Origin of the sequence: Nibrella saemangeumensis, from assembly GCF_039541915.1 — a bacterium.
Classification (GTDB): Bacteria; Bacteroidota; Bacteroidia; order Cytophagales; family Spirosomataceae; genus Nibrella; species Nibrella saemangeumensis.
Genome location: NZ_BAABHD010000002.1, coordinates 49,193 through 66,744, shown reverse-complemented (window position 1 = coordinate 66,744; position 17,552 = coordinate 49,193). Strand labels below are relative to the sequence as shown.

The window sequence follows — 17,552 nt, the reverse complement described above, 5'->3', positions numbered from 1 at the left end:
TTATGTCAACGTCAACGCTTACGCCTAAGCCGAAATCTTCTACCCAGGCTCTTTTTAGTCTGCCCGTTATTGTAGCCGCCCTTGGGTATTTTGTCGACATCTACGATTTGCTCCTGTTTGGTATTGTGCGCATTCCCAGCTTAAAGGAATTAGGCTTAAACGAGGAGCAAGTGTCACGCGTTGGCGCCATGATTCTGAACTGGCAGATGGGTGGTCTGCTCCTCGGCGGCATCCTCTGGGGCGTACTGGGTGATAAACGGGGGCGGTTATCGGTGCTGTTCGGCAGCATCATCACGTATTCCATTGCCAATATTGCCTGTGGCTTTGTTGATCAGATCACCTTTATGGATCCCATTACCTATTACGCAGCCATGCGGTTTATTGCCGGTATCGGGTTGGCAGGTGAGTTGGGGGCGGGTATCACGCTGGTATCGGAGGTACTGCCGAAAGAATTGCGGGCTATCGGCACATCACTGGTGGCAGGTATCGGTTTGCTGGGGGCCGTAGTGGCTTACTTTACCGTGGAGTTATTTAGCTGGCAGTGGTCATTTATTATCGGTGGAGTCATGGGTTTTGGGTTGCTGCTGCTGCGTATCGGGGTTTTTGAGTCAGGAATGTACAAAGACGTAGCCGGCCAGAAGCACGTCCAGAAGGGCAATTTCTTTGCGTTCTTCACCAACCGCACCCGGTTCTCCAAATACATGAAATGCATTGGTATTGGCCTGCCTACCTGGTTTGTTATTGCCATTCTGGCGACGTTCAGCAACGAGTTTGGCAAAGCGCTGGGTGTTGCGGAGCCGATCAGACCTGGTTTGGCTATTATGTGGTGTTACGTAGGCCTAGCCATTGGTGATCTGGCGAGTGGTTTTATCAGTCAGGCCATGAAATCCCGGAAAAAGGCTGTGTCGCTGCTGATGCTGATTACGCTGGTATTTAGCCTGATTTACCTGTATACCGGCGAGAAAAGTGCCACTACGCTCTATATGCTCTGCGTGGGTTTGGGTGTTGGTATTGGCTACTGGGCTATGTTTGTCACCATCGGGGCCGAGCAGTTTGGCACTAATCTACGGGCCACCGCTGCTACTACGGTGCCCAATATGGTGCGTGGTACCGTTATATTCATGAATTTTCTGTACATCAGCCTGAAGCCATCGCTCGATGTCATAAATGCCGGCGCGGTGGTGGGTCTGATCAGCTTTGCCATCGGCTTCTACTCCATCCTGACTATTCCCGAAACCCACGGCAAGGATCTGAATTACCTGGAAGAATAATCTGATTCCAACGAATAGCCGCTCTTACCCTTAAGCAAGCTGCCTTATGCAATCGAATACTCTCCGGCATTCATCTGTTTCGTACCGCTCGCTGTTTTCGTTGCCCGTGGTGGTAGCCGCTCTGGGCTATTTCGTGGATGTGTATGATCTGTTGCTGTTCAACATCGTCCGGGTACCCAGCCTGAAGGACTTAAACCTCTCCGAGGCCGAAATTTCCCTCATCGGCGGACGAATCTACAACTGGCAGCAGGCCGGTCTGCTCATTGGTGGGGTACTATGGGGCGTATTGGGTGATAAACGAGGGCGGCTTTCGGTGTTATTTGGGTCCATTGTTACCTACTCGCTGGCCAATATCGCCTGTAGTTTTGTGCAGGACCCGCAGGTTTATGCGTTGCTGCGGTTTGTTGCCGGCCTGGGTCTGGCCGGCGAGCTGGGCGCAGGTATTACCCTGGTCAGTGAAATTCTGCCGAAGGAACTGCGTGGTTATGGCTCGTCTATTATCGCCGGGGTAGGCCTGATGGGTGCCGTGGTCGCGTACTTCACCGTTACCCTGTTCGACTGGCGTACTACGTATTTAGTTGGCGGGGGATTGGGCCTGATCCTGCTGCTGCTGCGGGTAAGTGTATTTGAGTCAGGGATGTACCTGCAAATGAAGGAGAAAGCCGTCGGGCGGGGTAGTCTTCGGTTACTGTTTTCCCGGCGCAGGCGTTTACTGACTTATTTGTACTGCATGGGCATGGCCGTGCCAACGTATTTTGTCATCGGTATTCTGGCTACGTTCGGCAATGAGTTTGGTCAGGCGCTGGGCATTCCGGAGCCTATTCAGCCGGGTCGGTGCGTAATGTTTACCTACATTGGCATGGTTGTGGGCGATTTGCTCAGTGGACCGTTGAGTCAGTGGATGCGATCGCGCAAACGAGCCATTGGTCTGATGATGGGACTGACAGCCGTATTTGTGGGTATTTATCTGTTTACCGGCATCCGGGCGGCCAGCCTGTTTTATGCCGCCTGCACCGGTATGGGCTTCGCTATCGGCTATATCGCCCTGTTTCTGACGGTGACCGCCGAAAACTTTGGAACCAACCTGCGGGCCACAGCCACCACATCGGTTGCTAATAACGTCCGGGCGACCACGCTACTTACCATTCCTGCTTTTCAGATGCTGAAGCCACTGGTGGGCGTTATCGGGGCCGGAGCCATTGTAGGACTGGTCTGTTTTGTGATCGGTTTCTGGTCGCTGGCCAAACTAGACGAAACGTTCGGTAAAGATCTGGAGTATACCGAAAGCTGAGAAATTTCTGGCTTTTTACTGAGTGGTAAGCTGTTTTTGGGCCGATAGCCACTCATCCTTTTTTTCAGCCGCTGCTCCTAATTCCATCACACACGGGTTCGGGATTGCATCTTTAGGGTGAATGTAAAACACAACACAATCACCTTTTAACATCTGCAACACCATGAAAACGTTCGTTCAACCCGCTGCAAAAATTCTGATAGGAGCTTTGGTATTTGTGTCGTCGCTGGCAGTAGGTCAGGGCGGTGATCCGGACAAAAAATCGTTTGCGGTAGCCATGTACCCGGCCGCCGATGCCTCTAAAGTATGGATGAGTGTAGAGAAAAATAACACGGATCGCCGGCTTCAGGTAGAAATGCTGGACGACAAGCGGCAGATTGTATACTCCGGTGTAGTGTCCAAGAAAACAAAAGCATTCCACCAGCGCTTTGACCTCAGCCAGATTAAAGACGGCTACTATACCTTCCGGATTAGTGACGGAGTTGAAAGTACCGAACGCTCGTTCCGACTATCCACACCTGGCGTGCAGGAGGCCCTCCCGCAGCGCATGATCACCATGAAATAAATAAAGCGCATGAAGGGGCCGCCTGGCCCCTTCTTTATTCCATTACCGCATCTGGTAAATATCGACCAGTCGCTTTACCTCCTCCAGCGTCCGTTCCGGTTTTTTGAACGGGGCAGGAATAGGCCGACGGGCAAACTGCTGGAAATACAGCACGCAGGCATCGCGCCACCAGATGGCTTCTTTTTGCTGCACCGCCAGCCGGCCGGCTACGTCATTAAAAATCTCCGGGTCAACGGCTGGTTTTACCTGTGCCCACTGCTGTTGCATCCATCGTACCGAATCGGCACCGGTGTAGTAGCGGGTGGTAAATTCGTCCCAGAGCGTACGTCCGGTACTTAGTCGTTTGGTCCAGGGTACATGATGGAACCATAGCAGATAGGGCAGCGGGCACGCTTCCATAGTACCCCATTGTTTTTGTACTTCCGGCGTATATAAACTCAAGGCATTACTGCCTGTTGCCGTCCGGTCAAAACCAATTCCTACGGAGTCGGCGCGGTGGTAGTAGGTATGCCGCCAGTCTGGACGGGGCGCTTTGTCCAGCCAGGGTTCGGGGCCGTAGTGTATACCATAACCCATGATGTGATGAACCCCCAGCGGGTTGGTGTAGTTAGCGTAAATCTCCCGCGAGCGGAGCATCAGGCCGGTAATGGTCTTTACCGCCTGCGGGTCACGGGTGAGGGTCATTTTTACCCATTCGTCAGCAATGGCTTCCGAGGTTAGGCTATGGTCCCACGCCAATCGACCGAAAGCATACCAATTCGCCTGACCCATAGTATGCCCGGTCCAGTTGCGGTCGGAACCGGTATTGGCTACCCCTGCCATACCTGTAATCGGGTACCCGTGCAGACTGCCATCAACTACTTTCGCCACCGTAGAGCCTTTGCCTTTGGCATAAGTGTCTGATTCCAGCGTCTCTTTGAATAAAGGTGCTTCGTAGACCATGTGGGTTGCGAAGCCCAGGTATTCCTGCGTGAGCTGAAACTCCATCATCAGGGGCGTCTGAGGCATGGCCCCAAACATGGGGTGGAAGGGCTCACGAACCTGAAAGTCGATCGGACCATTCTTTACCTGCACCAGCACCTTTTTGTTAAACTGTCCATCGTAAGGCTTAAACTCCTCGTAGGCGGCTTTGAAGCGGTCGCCTTTCGGGTCCGCCTTGTAAACGAACGCCCGCCACATCACAACGCCATCATACGGTGCCAGCGCTTCGGCCAGCATGTTGGCTCCATCGGCATGGCTGCGGCCATAATCCTGCGGACCGGGTTCTCCTTCCGAATTGGCTTTGACCAGAAAGCCGCCAAAGTCGGGAATGACGCTGTAAATTTCCTTTACTTTATCAGCCCACCATTTCCGCACCTGCGGGTCAAGCGGATCAGCGGTCTTCAAGCCACCCACCGTGCGCGGAGCGGGAAAGTATACTGACAGATATACTTTGATGCCGTAGGGTCGGAAGACGTTGGCCAGCGCGGCTACCTTCTTTAGGTATTCACCGGTCATAAAGCGGGGACTGGCATTGACATTGTTCACCACGGTGCCGTTGATACCGATAGAGGCATTGGCACGGGCGTAGTCGCGGTAGCGTGGGTCGAGCCGTTCGGGTAGTTCGTACCACTTCCAGAGCGAAGAACCGGCGTAGCCCCGCTCAATGGTTCCGTTTACGTTGTCCCAGTGGTTGAGCAGCCGGTATTGTACTTTGGGGCTGCTGGTCAGGGTGAGGTTGGTAATCGGTTGCAACGTTTGCAGTTGCCGCAGCAGGGCAAACGTACCATACAGCACGGCGGCAGCGGTTTTGCCGGTGACAATGATATTGTTCTGCCGGCTGACAATGCGGTAGCCTTCGTTGTTGAGCGTCTGCACATCAGCATTAGGTGCCGGGCTTACAGACAGGATAATACCCCCGGTCCGGCTGCCGGCATTCGGGTTAACAGGTATCGACTTACCCAATAATCCCTGCAAACCTGTTTGTAGCTCACTAGCGGCTGTTTGTAAGATAGGACTGCTGGCATTCACCGCGATAAACTGGGCGGAACGGGCATAGCCATCGCGCCTGGCAGCATCTTTTATGAGATCGTATTTCAGCCACAGGCGGTAACCGTCGTCGGCGTGAGCACTGTAGGTCAGTACGAGTAAGGCGATTAATATTCTTTTCAACATATGCTTAGCTCGCAGAGAAGGTTTCGGGGTTTGGCGTAACCAATTCGTTATCTGCCAATGCCCGCAGAATCCCAAGTTCGAGGCCTCTGATTTCGGCCAGACCCCGCAGGCGGCCAATGGCAGAGTAGCCGGGGTAGGTCTTTTTGTGCAGATCATCGAGCATCTGGTGGCCATGATCGGGTCGCATTGGAATGGAGGTCTCGCCAACACCGAGGCTGGCACGTCGCTGTTGTTCCAGGACAATGGCTTTTATAACCGCATACATATCGACATCGCCCGTGAGGTGGTCGGCTTCGTGGAAGTTGCGCGGGTCATCTTCCCGTTTGGTAGCGCGTAGGTGGATAAAGTGAATCCGCTCACCAAACCGCCGGATTATACCTGGTAAATCGTTATCGGCGCGAACACCCAGCGAGCCGGTGCAGAAAGTGATGCCGTTGGCAGTTATGTCGCAGGCGGTCATTAGTTGCGCGAGATCAGCCTCGGTGCTGACAACCCTTGGTAGTCCCAGCAACGGCCGCGGGGGGTCGTCGGGATGAATGCAGAGGTTGATACCAACTTCCTGGGCCACCGGTGCCACTTCGCGAATGAAATGGTATAGGTTCGCCCGCAGGTCGCTGTCATTGATGGTTTTATACTCATCCAGCAAGCCCTGGAACGTCTCCAGCGTAAAGCTTTCTTCAGAGCCCGGCAAACCGAGCAGTACAATCGCTGACAACTCCATGATCCGCTCAGGACTCATCTGCGAAAACTGCCGGTGGGCGGCAGCGATCGTCTCCGGTTCGTAATCGGCTTCGGCACCCGGCCGCTTCAGAATACAAAGGTCAAATACGGCAAAATCCTCCCAGACAAATCGAAGGCCACGGGAACCGTCCGGCATTTCGTAATTCAGATTGGTGCGCGACCAGTCCAGCACCGGCATAAAGTTGTAACAGACGGTCTTAATGCCACATGCGGCCAGGTTGCGCAGCGACTGCTTATAGTTTTCGATGCAGATATCCCGGCCCGGACGTCCTTTTTTGATGTCCTCGTGTACCGGCAGACTCTCGACTACCACCCAGTGCAGGGGCGAATACCGGGCATTGCCGGCTTCGATAAGCTGCTGCCGCTTTTGAATCTCTTCAACGGACCATACCTCCCCAACCGGAATCTGGTGCAGCGCCGACACGATACCGGTGCAGCCAGCCTGCCGGATATCCATCAGCGAAACGGGGTCGTTTGGGCCGAACCACCGCATTGTTTGTAGCATTCCCATAGTAATGCAGAAATTGTCTTTAAATCAACTGGTTAGCGCCTGGCTCCGGAAAACCAGATTTTTTGATGTAAAAAGCATAAAAGAGCAGGGGTATACCGTCTTCCCGACAGAAACAGAAAATTCACAAACAACAATCAGCAACACCAGGTTGTAGCTTAAAATCTATGGTTCAAGTAGACTTTATCATTATGGAAAGAAGACATATCATGCCGCATTGGTGGCTGCTGTTAGCCAAGTCGGCGCTGTTTATTGTAATCGGACTGCTCACGATGCTGGTGGGTGATGAACCCTCATCTGCAACCATTACCATTGTAGGTGTAATGTTTATCATTGCCGGCGTATGTCACTTTGTGTTCTCGCTACCCTTCCGTCAGCTCGACAGAAGTTATTGGTTTCACCTGATACAGAGTGTGGCAGATATCGGCTTTGGTGTTTCTATTCTGCTAATGGCCGTTCAGGAAGCGCGGGTGTTTATGGATAACCTGGGGTTTTGGGCGCTGATATACGGGGCTATTCTGACCACGCAGGCGATGTTTAACTTTTTATCGCTACGCGCCGGGCGGGCTGATAATCTCTCTCCCCGGACGTTACAGGCCATTGCAGCGGCCATTGCGGTATCGCTGGCGTTTTTCCTGATGCTGTTCGGCCCCCGAAATGCCCAGGCCTGGCTTTGGATTGGCATTCACTTTATAGCGCTGGGAGGTATTTATATCCTGAACACCCTGCGGCTGCGAGCTTCATTCGGGCAGGGCTATTACGACCAGACATATCAGAATCGATAATTGACCGATCGCTATGTCAGCAGAAAACCCTCCGACTTTCCGGAGGGTTTTCTGCTATTATACCTGTGTTTCGCTCGTGGCCACCTGTTCAGCTTCGACCTGTTTGCGCACCTGCTCGCCGATCGGTGTATACTGAACGTCGCAGGGATAGCCAAACAGACAGTTGGTTTTGATCTGCCGGGCAACACCCTCGGGAACCATTCGTTCCCAGCCGTCTTCGCCCCGCTGCACCATGTCGAGCACCTGATCCGTTACTATATGCAGATTTTGCTCGTTGTAATTATTAATATCCTCGATTTTATCGTTCTGGATGAGGTATTGATACAAGGGCTCCAGGTTAGGCGCCAAATGAAACTCCTGACAGGTATAGATCTTGCCCTCCCGCAGGGTTGGGTACACAAAGAGTTTCACCTTGCGGCTGAACAGCGCTGCAAATGATTCCAGAATACCGCCCGGTAGAAACTCGTAATGCTCCTCTTCGAAAATATACTCCAGATTGGGAATTCCAAGGATGAGGCCGATCTTCAGGCGGGTCAGCCGCGAGAGATAGGCTACCAGCCGGTAGTACTCGTGGTAGTTGGAGATCATCACCGTCTGGCCCAGCGAACACAAAATATCTACCCGGTCGAGGAAGTCTTTCTCGTCAATACCCTGCTCATTGGCTTTGAGGTTATGCAGGGTTAGCTCCGAAACGGATACAACCCGTTCGGTATCCACGTCCGGTTCCGCCTGGAACTGCTTCAGTCCGTTTTCCAGCATATCGACGTGAACGTTCGTTACTGGCCGCAGCCGGCCGCGCAGCAGCAGAATATGCTTTTTGTAAAGCGCTTCGGAAGGTTGTAGCACCCGTCCGTCGGGGCCAAACAAGGCCGCGTCGGTAAAGCCATTCTTTACCAGATGTAAGCTCATCAGCCGGCTATCGACATTGGCAAAATCGGGGCCGTCAAAGCGAATCATATCGATCTGAATTCGCTCCGGTGTCAGATCATCCATTAGCGACAGAACCAGTGTTTCCGGGGACTTGAAATAATAAAAGCAGCCGTAAATCAGGTTGGTACCGATGATGCCGAGCGCCTGCTGCTGCAGGATATTTTCGTTATCCAGCATCCGGACGTGGATAATGACGTCGTTGTAGGCTGCCTGCGGATTAAGCTGAAAGCGCAGCCCCAGCCAGCCATGCCCTTCGTTGGTTTTCTGGTAATTCAAGGCGACAACCGTATTAGCGAAGGCAAAAAACGTGGTATCGGCTCCGCGCTTTTCGGCCAGCCGCTTTTCCAGCAGGCTGTATTCTTTGTTGAGCATTTTCAGCAGCCGGGATTCTACTACGTAACGGCCGCTTTCTTCCGGCCCGTAGATGGCGTCGCTGAACGTCATATCGTATGCCGACATGGTTTTGGCAATGGTACCGGAGGCTCCTCCTGACTTAAAAAACATGGCCGCTGTTTCCTGGCCGGCCCCGATCTCGGCAAAGGAGCCGTAGATTTTTCGGTCCAGGTTCACCCGAAGGGCCTTTTGTTTCGTTCCTATATTTTTTTCGTACATGTGGTCCGGTGTTTGTCGATGCTTAAATTAATGCTTTCAAAATTATAAAAACAGTGTCGGACCCTAAAGAGTCATCGGTTACTGATTTGTTATTCGTATACGGCACCCTGATGCAGCGGGCCCGTAACCCATTCGCTGAACAGCTTCACCGTCAGAGCACCTACCTGGGCCGGGTCTGGCTACCGGGGAGACTATACCGGGTCGGCTGGTTTCCCGGAGCCATCAGCGACCCCTCTGGCACCAACCGCGTCTGGGGCGAAATTTGCCAACTGCACCACCCAGCCCGTATGTTGGCGATCCTCGACGACTACGAGGACACCGCCGATAGTGGTTCCGGAGTTGGTTTGTTCGTACGCAGACTGCTGCCGCTTACCGCCCTTAGACGAACGTTGCCCTGCTGGGTTTATTTATACAATGGGCCAACCGATACTTTGGAGCTAATCACAACCGGCGATTTTAACCCATTCCTATAAACGACAAAAAGCAACCCAATGGGCTGCTTTTTGTCAGAATACGCCTAAAAATCTTACTGATGTGTCTCCAGGACCGGCGCTTTATCGAACATATTGCTACCACCGGCCTTCTGCGTAATAGACGATGAAATCACCGTTGCAGACTCCTGCGGGGCGGCCGCACGACGAGCCGTCCGGGCCCCGGTAATCTGGTAAATGGCCTCGCTCAGCATAATTTCATTAATGTCGCCAAACTGTTTCCAGTCCTGCGTCAGTAACTCATCAATCTTGATTGAAGGTGTGAAGCCGGCCGAATAATCAGACTGCCCAAGGGCGTTGAATGATTTCGATACAATCGGCTGCATACCCCACTTGATCTTCTTATTCTTATCGTCGAGCGTGATCGAACCAACGTTTTTACCGTAGGTGGTAGCACCGATGGTGGTAACGGTCATGAAAGGACGAAGGCCATTGATCACCAATTCACTGGCTGAGGCCGTCCGGCGGGTGGTCAGCACATAAACCCGGTTCAGGTTACCGCCGATGTTGTTGGCTTTTGTTTTGAAGTAGTCGAAGAAGAAATCTTTCCCGTACTGCTTCTCCAGTTCAGGCGTCAGGGTTTTGTTCCACTCTTTGCGGGCAAATACCTTTGACTGATCGACACCCCGGCCGATGAGGCTGGCCAGATTGGTGGCCGATGTTACATAGCCACCCGGATTGTAGCGGAAGTCTATAATCAGTTCGTTGACGCCTTTCGCCTTGAACTTGCCGAAAATAGCGTCCAGCTGGTTGTCGTACGTGTTCACAGTGCTACCGTTAGGGCCGGGTACAAACTGGTTGTACACAAAATAGCCAATGGTTTTGTCGGCGATGGTGTACACCGTATCCATCAGGATTGGGTTCTCCTGCCTGACAACAGCCGTTACAGTTTTAGACTCGTCGGTCGTTACAACCTTGCCATCCTGCAGTTTGGCAAAGCCGTAGGTAAACGTAGACCCATCGCCATACAGCAATTGGGAGTAATTCGCCGACGTCAGCTTTTGCCCGTTTACTTTATAAAAGATGTCACCGCGCTTAATACCGGCCTGAGCCGCCGGTGAGCCGGGGTGTGTATACAGTACTTTCCCGTAAATATCGTCTGTGCCGGCCGGGCGGTATAGTTGAAACTCCATACCATCGGTTTTGGACTCCCCGTTAAGGGAGGCTTTCAGTTCGTCGGCGCTCTCCTGAATCCAGGAGAACCGGTCACCGTCGGGCCGGGCCGTGGCGTCCCAGCTATACAGCAGCGACTTGAAGAACTCAGCCGGCTTCAGAGTTGTATTCGGACTGGCCGGTATTTTATCGTTCCAATAGTAATAATCGCGCATGTTCTCCAGAATCCACCTGTTGACTTCCTGGTCGGAGACCGAGGAGGTAGAGATTGTAGATGGTTGCGGAGTCACTGAATCAACCTCCTTTTTACAGGAAGTCATCAAAAAAGCTCCTGCTGCTATCAGACACAGAGAGAAGCGCCATTCACGACGTTGGATCATATAGTTTAGTTTTTCTTGGCTTGGTTAGGCATTAAATAAACGCTTTTGTAAGCCAATAAGTGCTTAAAAATTTATTAAAATCCCGCCATATAAGCGTTCTCAAACATAAACTAAAGGGATTGGTTGCACAGCGCGGCTTAAGAATTTTCGTATGATTGCATCCGGGTTTTCCCACTAGCAAAAAGACATCGACATGCCGGAACGATACTTGATCATTTTGCTGCTCCTGCTGGCGGGCTGGCGCAGTCAGGCGCAATGGCAGCTTCAGCAACCCGGTACCAGCGCCAGTTTTAGAGCCGTAAGTGCCCCCAGCGCCACTATTATGTGGGCCGGTGGCTCCCAGGGGACAGTAGCCCGGACCGTTGACGGAGGAGCTAGCTGGCAGGTCTTAACTATACCCGGTGCTGACTCACTGGATTTTCGGGGGATTGTGGCTTTCGATGCCAGTCGAGCTATTGTAACCAGCGCCGGCCCTGCCGAACGTAACCAGGCCCGTATCTATGAAACCCTGGACGGTGGGAAATCGTGGCAACTTCGGTTTCAGACGCAGACGGCGGGTGTATTCTTTGATGGCATTGCCTTCTGGGATCGGCGGCACGGTATTGTGTTCAGCGATCCGGTAGACGGTAAATGGTTTCTTCTCTGCACCCAAAATGGTGGCCGGACCTGGCAGCGTATACCGCCGGATGCCCTACCACCGATGCATAAAGGGGAAGCGGCATTTGCCGCCAGCAACTCGGCTATGGTCGTGGAAGGGCGCCGGAATGTATGGATTGGTTCGGGTGGCGCTACTGCCGGCCGGGTGTTCCGGTCACAAAACCGGGGCAAAAGCTGGACTGTTGCAGAAACCCCAATACTAGCGGGCGCTTCGTCGGGCATTTTCGGTTTGAGGTTCTGGACCAGCCGGCATGGTATGGCCGTTGGGGGGGATTACCGGCAGGAAAAAGAGCCGGTGCAGAATATCATCGCTACCAGTGATGGCGGTCAGACCTGGCAGCCTGTTACGCCGGTCCTGCCGCCCGGATTGAAGGAAGCGATTGGCCGGTTGGCCGATGGACGACTGGTGGCCGTAGGGCCTTCGGGCACGAGTGTTTCGGCAGATAACGGAAAAACCTGGGTTCAGGCCGTAACGGAAGGTTTTCATGCCCTTTCGTGTGCTGGTAATACCTGCTGGGCGGTGGGCGCTCGCGGAAAAATTGCCCGGCAAACGTTTCGCTGAACAATCCGGAGCGGCAGGTAGTCGTTTTAGAACCGTATTCGTACTACCAGCATTGTTTATGAATTCGTATACGGTTTGTGTTGTCGCTGGCCTGATTACGCTGTCAGCCTTTGTGCCCGCCCCGGCACCCCAGTCTCCTCCCACCAACGGGAATTTTGTTTGTAATTATTCCGGCATCAACGGCCTGCTGGCCAACTGCAACTACGTCCGGTCTGCGTCCAACGGTCATGCCGAGAAAGTGGTTGAACGTATCCTGAAGCCCATTGGGCTGATGCGTAATTTCAAAATCATTGAGTGCCCGAATACCCAGAACTGCTTTGCTACCGTCGTAAATGGTCAACGCTACATTATTTACGACGGAGCTTTTATGCAGCGAATTGAGACTGTTACCGAGACCGACTGGTCGGCTATCAGTATCATGGCGCATGAGATTGGTCATCATTTGCAGGGTCACACCATCGATGGGCGGGGTGGTCAGCCGCAGAAGGAACTGGAAGCCGATAAGTTTTCCGGCTTTGTACTGCACCAGTTAGGCGCTTCGCTGGAAGAATCGCTGGTAGCCATCAGGGCACTCGGCAACGAGCATCCAACCCCCACGCATCCGGCCAAACTGTCGCGCGTTGAACACATCCGCAAAGGCTGGCTGGAGGCCGAAGAAATGTATCCCCGTACCAAGACAGCCGGCCGACCGGCTCCGGCCACGATCGCGTCAAGCAGACCGGCTCCGGCAACTCCGGTTGACAATAAGCCTGCCAGCGTATCGGCCAATCGGGTTGGTTGCCTTTCCGGCAACTGTCTGGACGGTAAAGGCGTATTCATGTATCCCACCCGCGAACGCTACGAAGGCGACTTTGACGAAGGTGATAAGCATGGTGCAGGTACCGAATACTATGCCGATGGAAAGCTGAAATACAAGGGAGGCTTCAAAGATGACGTCAGATCCGGTACAGGCATCTACTACTACCGCAACGGCGACCGCTACGCCGGTCAGTTCGTGAACAATACACCCAATGGCAGGGGGACGTATTATTTCGCCGACGGCGACCGTTTTAACGGCTACTTTCGCAATGGTCGCCGGCATGGCCCTGGTATTCTCTATAATGCCGAGGGTACGGAGGAAGAGCGGGGCCTATATGAGAATGACGAAAAGATAAGGTAATCCAGGCTGGTTCTAAGGATAAGTATCTAAACGTTGTAATGTTGTATATTTAGCAATTATGATAGTTGTACTATCGATATTAATAGTACAGTGTATTAGAATTTTTATAATATATATGTTTTAAGGCAAGGCTAATTTAAATTTGTGAGTTACAAATCCGTCTTTTCCTTAAAACTCTAATGGAATCACTTGTACAGGAGCCTGTTTTGGACAGAGTAGTATCCTTTGTTCAGCGAAAAATTTTGCGGAGCTATAAAGCTCGTCTGGACCACCAATACAAACATGGCGGTTGGGCCTGGTTGGGCCGCCTGGATGAACTGGCTCACCACCAGATTCTCGCCGGGTATTTCAATTATTTGAAGAAAGAAGGTTCCATTCTGGACCTCGGCTGCGGAGAAGGGGTACTGAACGACAGTATCCAAAAGTCAAATTACTCCCGGTACGTTGGCGTTGACCTATCGAGCGAAGCCGCCCGCATTGGCAACGAGAAACGGGGCGACGAGAAAACGAGGTTTTACCAGGGTAATATGGATACGTATGTACCCGAGGGTAAGTTTGATGTTATCTGTATTAACGAAGCCCTGTATTTCTCCAGCAATCCGAATAAGCTGCTGAATCGACTGCAGGCTCACCTTGAACCAGATGGCTTCTTTATGATTTCGCTGCTTTCACCGAAAGGCGACACAATCTGGAGTGATCTATACCAGCAATACGAATTTCTGGATGAAAATAAGGTAACGAACATCCGAAATGTGACCTGGACCTGTCGAATCCTGAAACCGCGTACCCATTAACCAGAAACTTAAAAGGAGTGGTCCGCTCTCAGAAGCCGCTGCTGAGGTTTTTCTGAAAGCGGACCACTTGTCGGTTTGCCGGCGGTTAGAAAGCAAGCGCGGTCTTTTCGATAATATCGCAGGCTTCGTGCATCTGCTCTTCGGTAATGACCAGGGGCGGAGCAAACCGGATTTTATCGCCGTGGGTAGGTTTGGTCAGCAGACCATTGTCGCGCAGACGCATACAAAGCTCCAGCGCAGTTCCTTCGCCATACGCCGGCCGCTCCTGGATTACCAGCGCGTTGAGCAAACCCTTGCCGCGCACCATCTTTACCAGGTCTGTCTTCTCGCCTAGGGCATTCATTCGGGCCCGGAAAACCTCTCCCATAGCCGCCGAATTGTCGGCCAGTTTTTCGTCTTCTACTACTTGAAGAGCCGCCACCGTAACGGCACAAGCCAGCGGATTGCCTCCAAACGTGGAGCCGTGTTCGCCGGGCTTAATGGTGAGCATTACTTCGTCGTCGGCCAGCACCGCCGACACCGGCATAGTCCCGCCCGATAAAGCTTTGCCCAGTACCAGCAGGTCTGGCTTTACGTCTTCGTAGTCGCAGGCCAGCCGCTTGCCGGTACGGCCGATACCAGTCTGTATTTCATCGGCAATCAACAGGACGTTGTATTTGGTACATAATTCCCGAACTCCGCGCAGGTAGCCTTCATCCGGCACCACCACGCCGGCCTCGCCCTGAATCGGCTCCACCATAAAGCCGGCAATATTCGGATCCTGGCGGAAGAGATTTTCCAGCGCATTCAGGTCATTATAGGGCACCAGCAGGTAACCAGGCAGCAGCGGTCCAAAATCCCGGGTGCTGCTGGAATCAGTAGATGAGGAGATTGCCGCCAGCGTTCGGCCCCAGAAATTTCCGGTAGCGTATACCGTCCGGGCCTGGTCCTGCGGAACTCCTTTGACCAGATATGCCCACTTACGGGTCAGTTTCAGGGCGGTTTCACCGGCTTCAGCTCCGGAGTTCATCATCAGCGCCTTATCGTAGCCGAAATAATCGCAGAGGTATTTGACACAGACCCCGGTCTTGTCGTTGAAAAAAGCGCGGGAGGTCAGTGTCAGTCGTTGGGCCTGTTCAATCATAGCGTTGATGATGCGCGGGTGACAGTGTCCCTGGCTCACCGCACTATAGGCCGATAAAAAGTCGAAATACCGGCGGTTATCGAGATCCCAGACAAACACGCCCTGGCCGCGGGTAAGAACCACCGGCAACGGCTTATAATTATGTGCTCCGTACTGCCATTCCAGCTCTATAGTTCGCTCGGTAGCGGACTGGTGTAATGTAGACTCCATGCTATCTGCTTAGTTTTCTGGCGGTTAAGGACCTGCACTTTAACGCCTTAATTATGTATAACCATTTGTATGAACAGCAGGTTACCCACCAAAACTACCAATTTTGCCAGAGACTGCCAACTAACATGAAAGCTCACTCACGAAAGAAACCCAAAGTGCCAGGACTAGACGAAGAGGATTATTATTACGAACACAATTTTCTGGTTTTTACGGCGGCTTACCATTTAAAACGGGGGTATTGTTGCAAAAGCGGGTGCCGCCATTGCCCGTATGGTTTCAAAAAAAGAGAAGGATAGTTTGCAGGTTACCAAATAATTGCGCAAATTTGCACCCTCAAAAGGAAAACGAGTACGGTCATGGCCAGAGTTTGTCAAATAACGGGAAAGCGGACGCGGGTTGGAAACAACGTTTCTCACGCCAACAATAAGACAAAGCGTAAATTCTATCCTAACCTTCAGCGGAAGCGTTTCTTCCTGGAGTCAGAAGGTGAGTGGGTTACGCTGCGCGTGGCAACGTCGGCAATTAAGACCATCAATAAGAAAGGTCTTGAAGCTACCCTCCGTGACGCACACAAAAAAGGTACGCTTTCTATCTAAAAACTACCGGCTGCGCGACATTGTCCCGGCCTGGTGTTTTAACAAGGTATTTAATGGTACCATAAAGCCTCTTCCGCGGAAGAGGCTTTGTTGTTTTTGAGGGACCAGTCTGCTTAAATGAGCCGTTTCAGCGCGAACTGCGCGACCACGATTTGCCCGCTGCGACGAACCAGCAGGGTGATCTCCTTGCCTTCCCCTTTCTGCAGTAGCTTATAGATATCGCTGATGGTTAATTCACCGGCCGGATTGTTATTGATAAACATCAGTTCATCGCCTTCGCGCAGCCCCGACATATCTGCCGGTGAGCCTTCAATAATCTTATCAATGTAGTAGTTGCGGAACCGCTCACCCTTAGCTTTCAGCTCCAGGCCGCTCATGTCGTGTTCAAACGATTCTTTCAGCAGGCGCTTTACGGGCTTGAGCACAATGTACCGCTCCTGGTAATTGAACGTAACGCGGAACCGGCGCAGCAACTCACAGCCGACGTTCCCCTGCCGTTCCGGCGCGTTGACCAGCTTCATTCCAAACGAAATACTGTCGGGAAAGGACGCCAGAATGTTTTTTAGCTCATACCGGCCCAGCCTTATCTTTTCAATGCGTCCCATGCTGCCGTTGATGACCCCGTTCAGGCCACGGCCCAACTGCGCCCGAATTACTTTTTCCGGCAGCGGCAGTGATTCGGGGTCGCGGGTGCGGTCGAGCAGCAGCGCGTGACCGGCTCCGGTATCCAGCACTACCCGCAGCGGCATGGTCCTGTCGCCGTCTACTACCGCCATTACGTCCAGATACGGCTTGGTATCCTGAATAGTGATTGGGTAACGGTCGCCTTTCGACTTACGGTATTTGTATTTGCGGGGCTGCATCAGGATGATTTCCTTCGACATAAAATCGATGGACACTACAAAATTGTCAAATACTTCGTAGCCAAATATGCCATGTACCGGCACCCCAACGTATTCGGAGAGTTTGAGGACGTCTTCATCCAGCACCACGAGGTTTTGGTGAGCCGCATGCATACTCCCCATACTGATGTGATTATCAATGGCAACCGAAGCTGTAAGTTGATTACCCTCACCGGCACCGGTAATTTTCACCTTACGCGAAAAGTTGAGCTTTTGGTTGCGTAAAGCGGCTGGGTCTGTGATGATGGTGGCACTAACCCCCGTATCGAGGATGAAATAAAGCGTATCGGAACTGTTAATTTTTACAGGGACCAGGATAAGATTAGAGTGAAGCTGAAAGGGAATTCTGGCATAGGAACGATTACCGGTCAGATAAAAGCCATACCGGTCTTTGTCTGGTACTTTGGGGTCATTACCTGCTGCCGTAAGCCACACCCCCAACAAGCTCACTATCCAGCACAGGGTTTTCATAGAAGTAAAGATTTACATTCGAAATTTAAAACTTTTTTACAATAAAACACAATTTTTCTGGCTAAAGAGCCGGATTTTCCCTCTTCTGATTAACCGGTTTCCAACCAATCAACCAAATCTGAAACAGGGTAAAAGGCAATCCGGCAAAATTGGCTAATTTCGCCGGCACTATTAAAACGTAAAAAGTATGTCAGTTTGTTCAGACAAACTGATACAGAATTCTTTACTAAAGCTTAC

General features: G+C 52.2%; 16 protein-coding genes. 10 read left to right on the top strand and 6 right to left on the bottom strand.

Features of this window, described 5'->3' with window-relative positions; translation table 11 throughout:
* Positions 1-2 precede the first annotated feature (2 nt).
* The 3 genes from ABD949_RS00775 to ABD949_RS00765 all read left to right on the top strand — a co-directional run bounded on the left by ABD949_RS00775 (position 3) and on the right by ABD949_RS00765 (position 3,127).
* Positions 3-1,271: an MFS transporter gene (locus tag ABD949_RS00775; RefSeq protein ID WP_345239670.1), complete on the top strand. Its 1,269-nt coding sequence runs from the start codon at positions 3-5 to the stop codon at positions 1,269-1,271.
* 46 nt (positions 1,272-1,317) lie between these two features.
* Complete coding sequence (locus ABD949_RS00770; protein ID WP_345239668.1) at positions 1,318-2,562, top strand: MFS transporter; 1,245 nt, start codon at positions 1,318-1,320, stop codon at positions 2,560-2,562.
* A gap of 163 nt (positions 2,563-2,725) precedes the next feature.
* Complete coding sequence (locus ABD949_RS00765) at positions 2,726-3,127, top strand: hypothetical protein (protein WP_345239666.1); 402 nt, start codon at positions 2,726-2,728, stop codon at positions 3,125-3,127.
* A gap of 42 nt (positions 3,128-3,169) precedes the next feature.
* Here ABD949_RS00765 and ABD949_RS00760 read toward each other — a convergent pair whose 3' ends face one another.
* Together ABD949_RS00760 and uxuA are read right to left on the bottom strand one after the other, a co-directional pair.
* The gene (locus ABD949_RS00760; protein ID WP_345239663.1) at positions 3,170-5,281 is read right to left on the bottom strand and encodes an alpha-glucuronidase family glycosyl hydrolase; all 2,112 of its coding nucleotides are present in this window, start codon (positions 5,279-5,281) and stop codon (positions 3,170-3,172) included.
* A 4-nt stretch (positions 5,282-5,285) separates the two neighbouring features.
* Positions 5,286-6,533: a mannonate dehydratase gene (uxuA, locus tag ABD949_RS00755; RefSeq protein WP_345239662.1), complete on the bottom strand. Its 1,248-nt coding sequence runs from the start codon at positions 6,531-6,533 to the stop codon at positions 5,286-5,288.
* Positions 6,534-6,721: 188 nt separating this feature from the next.
* Here uxuA and ABD949_RS00750 point away from each other — a divergent pair, with 188 nt between their 5' ends.
* Positions 6,722-7,315 carry a DUF308 domain-containing protein gene (locus tag ABD949_RS00750; protein ID WP_345239661.1) on the top strand — a complete coding sequence of 198 codons (594 nt, stop codon included), beginning with the start codon at positions 6,722-6,724 and terminating at the stop codon, positions 7,313-7,315.
* Positions 7,316-7,372: 57 nt separating this feature from the next.
* Here the strand turns inward: ABD949_RS00750 and ABD949_RS00745 are convergent, their stop codons facing one another.
* Positions 7,373-8,857 (bottom strand): TonB-dependent receptor, encoded by a 1,485-nt coding sequence (locus ABD949_RS00745; RefSeq protein WP_345239659.1) that lies wholly within the window; start codon positions 8,855-8,857, stop codon positions 7,373-7,375.
* A gap of 53 nt (positions 8,858-8,910) precedes the next feature.
* Here ABD949_RS00745 and ABD949_RS00740 point away from each other — a divergent pair, with 53 nt between their 5' ends.
* Positions 8,911-9,330, top strand: coding sequence for a gamma-glutamylcyclotransferase family protein (locus tag ABD949_RS00740; protein WP_345239658.1), 420 nt, complete (start codon positions 8,911-8,913; stop codon positions 9,328-9,330).
* A 53-nt stretch (positions 9,331-9,383) separates the two neighbouring features.
* Here the strand turns inward: ABD949_RS00740 and ABD949_RS00735 are convergent, their stop codons facing one another.
* Positions 9,384-10,841 carry a S41 family peptidase gene (locus ABD949_RS00735; RefSeq protein WP_345239656.1) on the bottom strand — a complete coding sequence of 486 codons (1,458 nt, stop codon included), beginning with the start codon at positions 10,839-10,841 and terminating at the stop codon, positions 9,384-9,386.
* A 193-nt stretch (positions 10,842-11,034) separates the two neighbouring features.
* Between ABD949_RS00735 and ABD949_RS00730 the strand changes: the two genes are divergently transcribed.
* The 3 genes from ABD949_RS00730 (at position 11,035) to ABD949_RS00720 (ending at position 14,013) form a co-directional block, all read left to right on the top strand.
* Positions 11,035-12,060, top strand: coding sequence for a WD40/YVTN/BNR-like repeat-containing protein (locus ABD949_RS00730; RefSeq protein WP_345239654.1), 1,026 nt, complete (start codon positions 11,035-11,037; stop codon positions 12,058-12,060).
* Positions 12,061-12,118: 58 nt separating this feature from the next.
* Positions 12,119-13,219 carry a hypothetical protein gene (locus ABD949_RS00725; RefSeq protein ID WP_345239652.1) on the top strand — a complete coding sequence of 367 codons (1,101 nt, stop codon included), beginning with the start codon at positions 12,119-12,121 and terminating at the stop codon, positions 13,217-13,219.
* 179 nt (positions 13,220-13,398) lie between these two features.
* The gene (locus tag ABD949_RS00720) at positions 13,399-14,013 is read left to right on the top strand and encodes a class I SAM-dependent methyltransferase (protein WP_345239650.1); all 615 of its coding nucleotides are present in this window, start codon (positions 13,399-13,401) and stop codon (positions 14,011-14,013) included.
* 85 nt (positions 14,014-14,098) lie between these two features.
* Here the strand turns inward: ABD949_RS00720 and rocD are convergent, their stop codons facing one another.
* Positions 14,099-15,346 (bottom strand): ornithine--oxo-acid transaminase, encoded by a 1,248-nt coding sequence (rocD, locus tag ABD949_RS00715; RefSeq protein WP_345239648.1) that lies wholly within the window; start codon positions 15,344-15,346, stop codon positions 14,099-14,101.
* A 53-nt stretch (positions 15,347-15,399) separates the two neighbouring features.
* Between rocD and ABD949_RS00710 the strand changes: the two genes are divergently transcribed.
* Both ABD949_RS00710 and rpmB read left to right on the top strand, forming a co-directional pair.
* Positions 15,400-15,642, top strand: coding sequence for a C1orf53 family protein (locus ABD949_RS00710; RefSeq protein WP_345239646.1), 243 nt, complete (start codon positions 15,400-15,402; stop codon positions 15,640-15,642).
* A gap of 60 nt (positions 15,643-15,702) precedes the next feature.
* Complete coding sequence (gene rpmB / locus ABD949_RS00705; RefSeq protein ID WP_345239644.1) at positions 15,703-15,942, top strand: 50S ribosomal protein L28; 240 nt, start codon at positions 15,703-15,705, stop codon at positions 15,940-15,942.
* A 113-nt stretch (positions 15,943-16,055) separates the two neighbouring features.
* Here the strand turns inward: rpmB and ABD949_RS00700 are convergent, their stop codons facing one another.
* Positions 16,056-17,315 (bottom strand): aspartyl protease family protein, encoded by a 1,260-nt coding sequence (locus tag ABD949_RS00700; RefSeq protein WP_345239642.1) that lies wholly within the window; start codon positions 17,313-17,315, stop codon positions 16,056-16,058.
* Positions 17,316-17,552: the final 237 nt, after the last annotated feature.

Coding starts and splice junctions, on each gene's coding strand:
- ABD949_RS00775 (WP_345239670.1), top strand. CDS start 3: ATGTCAACGTCAACGCTTACGCCTAAGCCGAAATCTTCTACCCAGGCT.
- ABD949_RS00770 (WP_345239668.1), top strand. CDS start 1,318: ATGCAATCGAATACTCTCCGGCATTCATCTGTTTCGTACCGCTCGCTG.
- ABD949_RS00765 (WP_345239666.1), top strand. CDS start 2,726: ATGAAAACGTTCGTTCAACCCGCTGCAAAAATTCTGATAGGAGCTTTG.
- ABD949_RS00760 (WP_345239663.1), bottom strand. CDS start 5,281: ATGTTGAAAAGAATATTAATCGCCTTACTCGTACTGACCTACAGTGCT.
- uxuA (WP_345239662.1), bottom strand. CDS start 6,533: ATGGGAATGCTACAAACAATGCGGTGGTTCGGCCCAAACGACCCCGTT.
- ABD949_RS00750 (WP_345239661.1), top strand. CDS start 6,722: ATGGAAAGAAGACATATCATGCCGCATTGGTGGCTGCTGTTAGCCAAG.
- ABD949_RS00745 (WP_345239659.1), bottom strand. CDS start 8,857: ATGTACGAAAAAAATATAGGAACGAAACAAAAGGCCCTTCGGGTGAAC.
- ABD949_RS00735 (WP_345239656.1), bottom strand. CDS start 10,841: ATGATCCAACGTCGTGAATGGCGCTTCTCTCTGTGTCTGATAGCAGCA.
- ABD949_RS00730 (WP_345239654.1), top strand. CDS start 11,035: ATGCCGGAACGATACTTGATCATTTTGCTGCTCCTGCTGGCGGGCTGG.
- ABD949_RS00725 (WP_345239652.1), top strand. CDS start 12,119: ATGAATTCGTATACGGTTTGTGTTGTCGCTGGCCTGATTACGCTGTCA.
- ABD949_RS00720 (WP_345239650.1), top strand. CDS start 13,399: ATGGAATCACTTGTACAGGAGCCTGTTTTGGACAGAGTAGTATCCTTT.
- rocD (WP_345239648.1), bottom strand. CDS start 15,346: ATGGAGTCTACATTACACCAGTCCGCTACCGAGCGAACTATAGAGCTG.
- ABD949_RS00710 (WP_345239646.1), top strand. CDS start 15,400: ATGTATAACCATTTGTATGAACAGCAGGTTACCCACCAAAACTACCAA.
- rpmB (WP_345239644.1), top strand. CDS start 15,703: ATGGCCAGAGTTTGTCAAATAACGGGAAAGCGGACGCGGGTTGGAAAC.
- ABD949_RS00700 (WP_345239642.1), bottom strand. CDS start 17,315: ATGAAAACCCTGTGCTGGATAGTGAGCTTGTTGGGGGTGTGGCTTACG.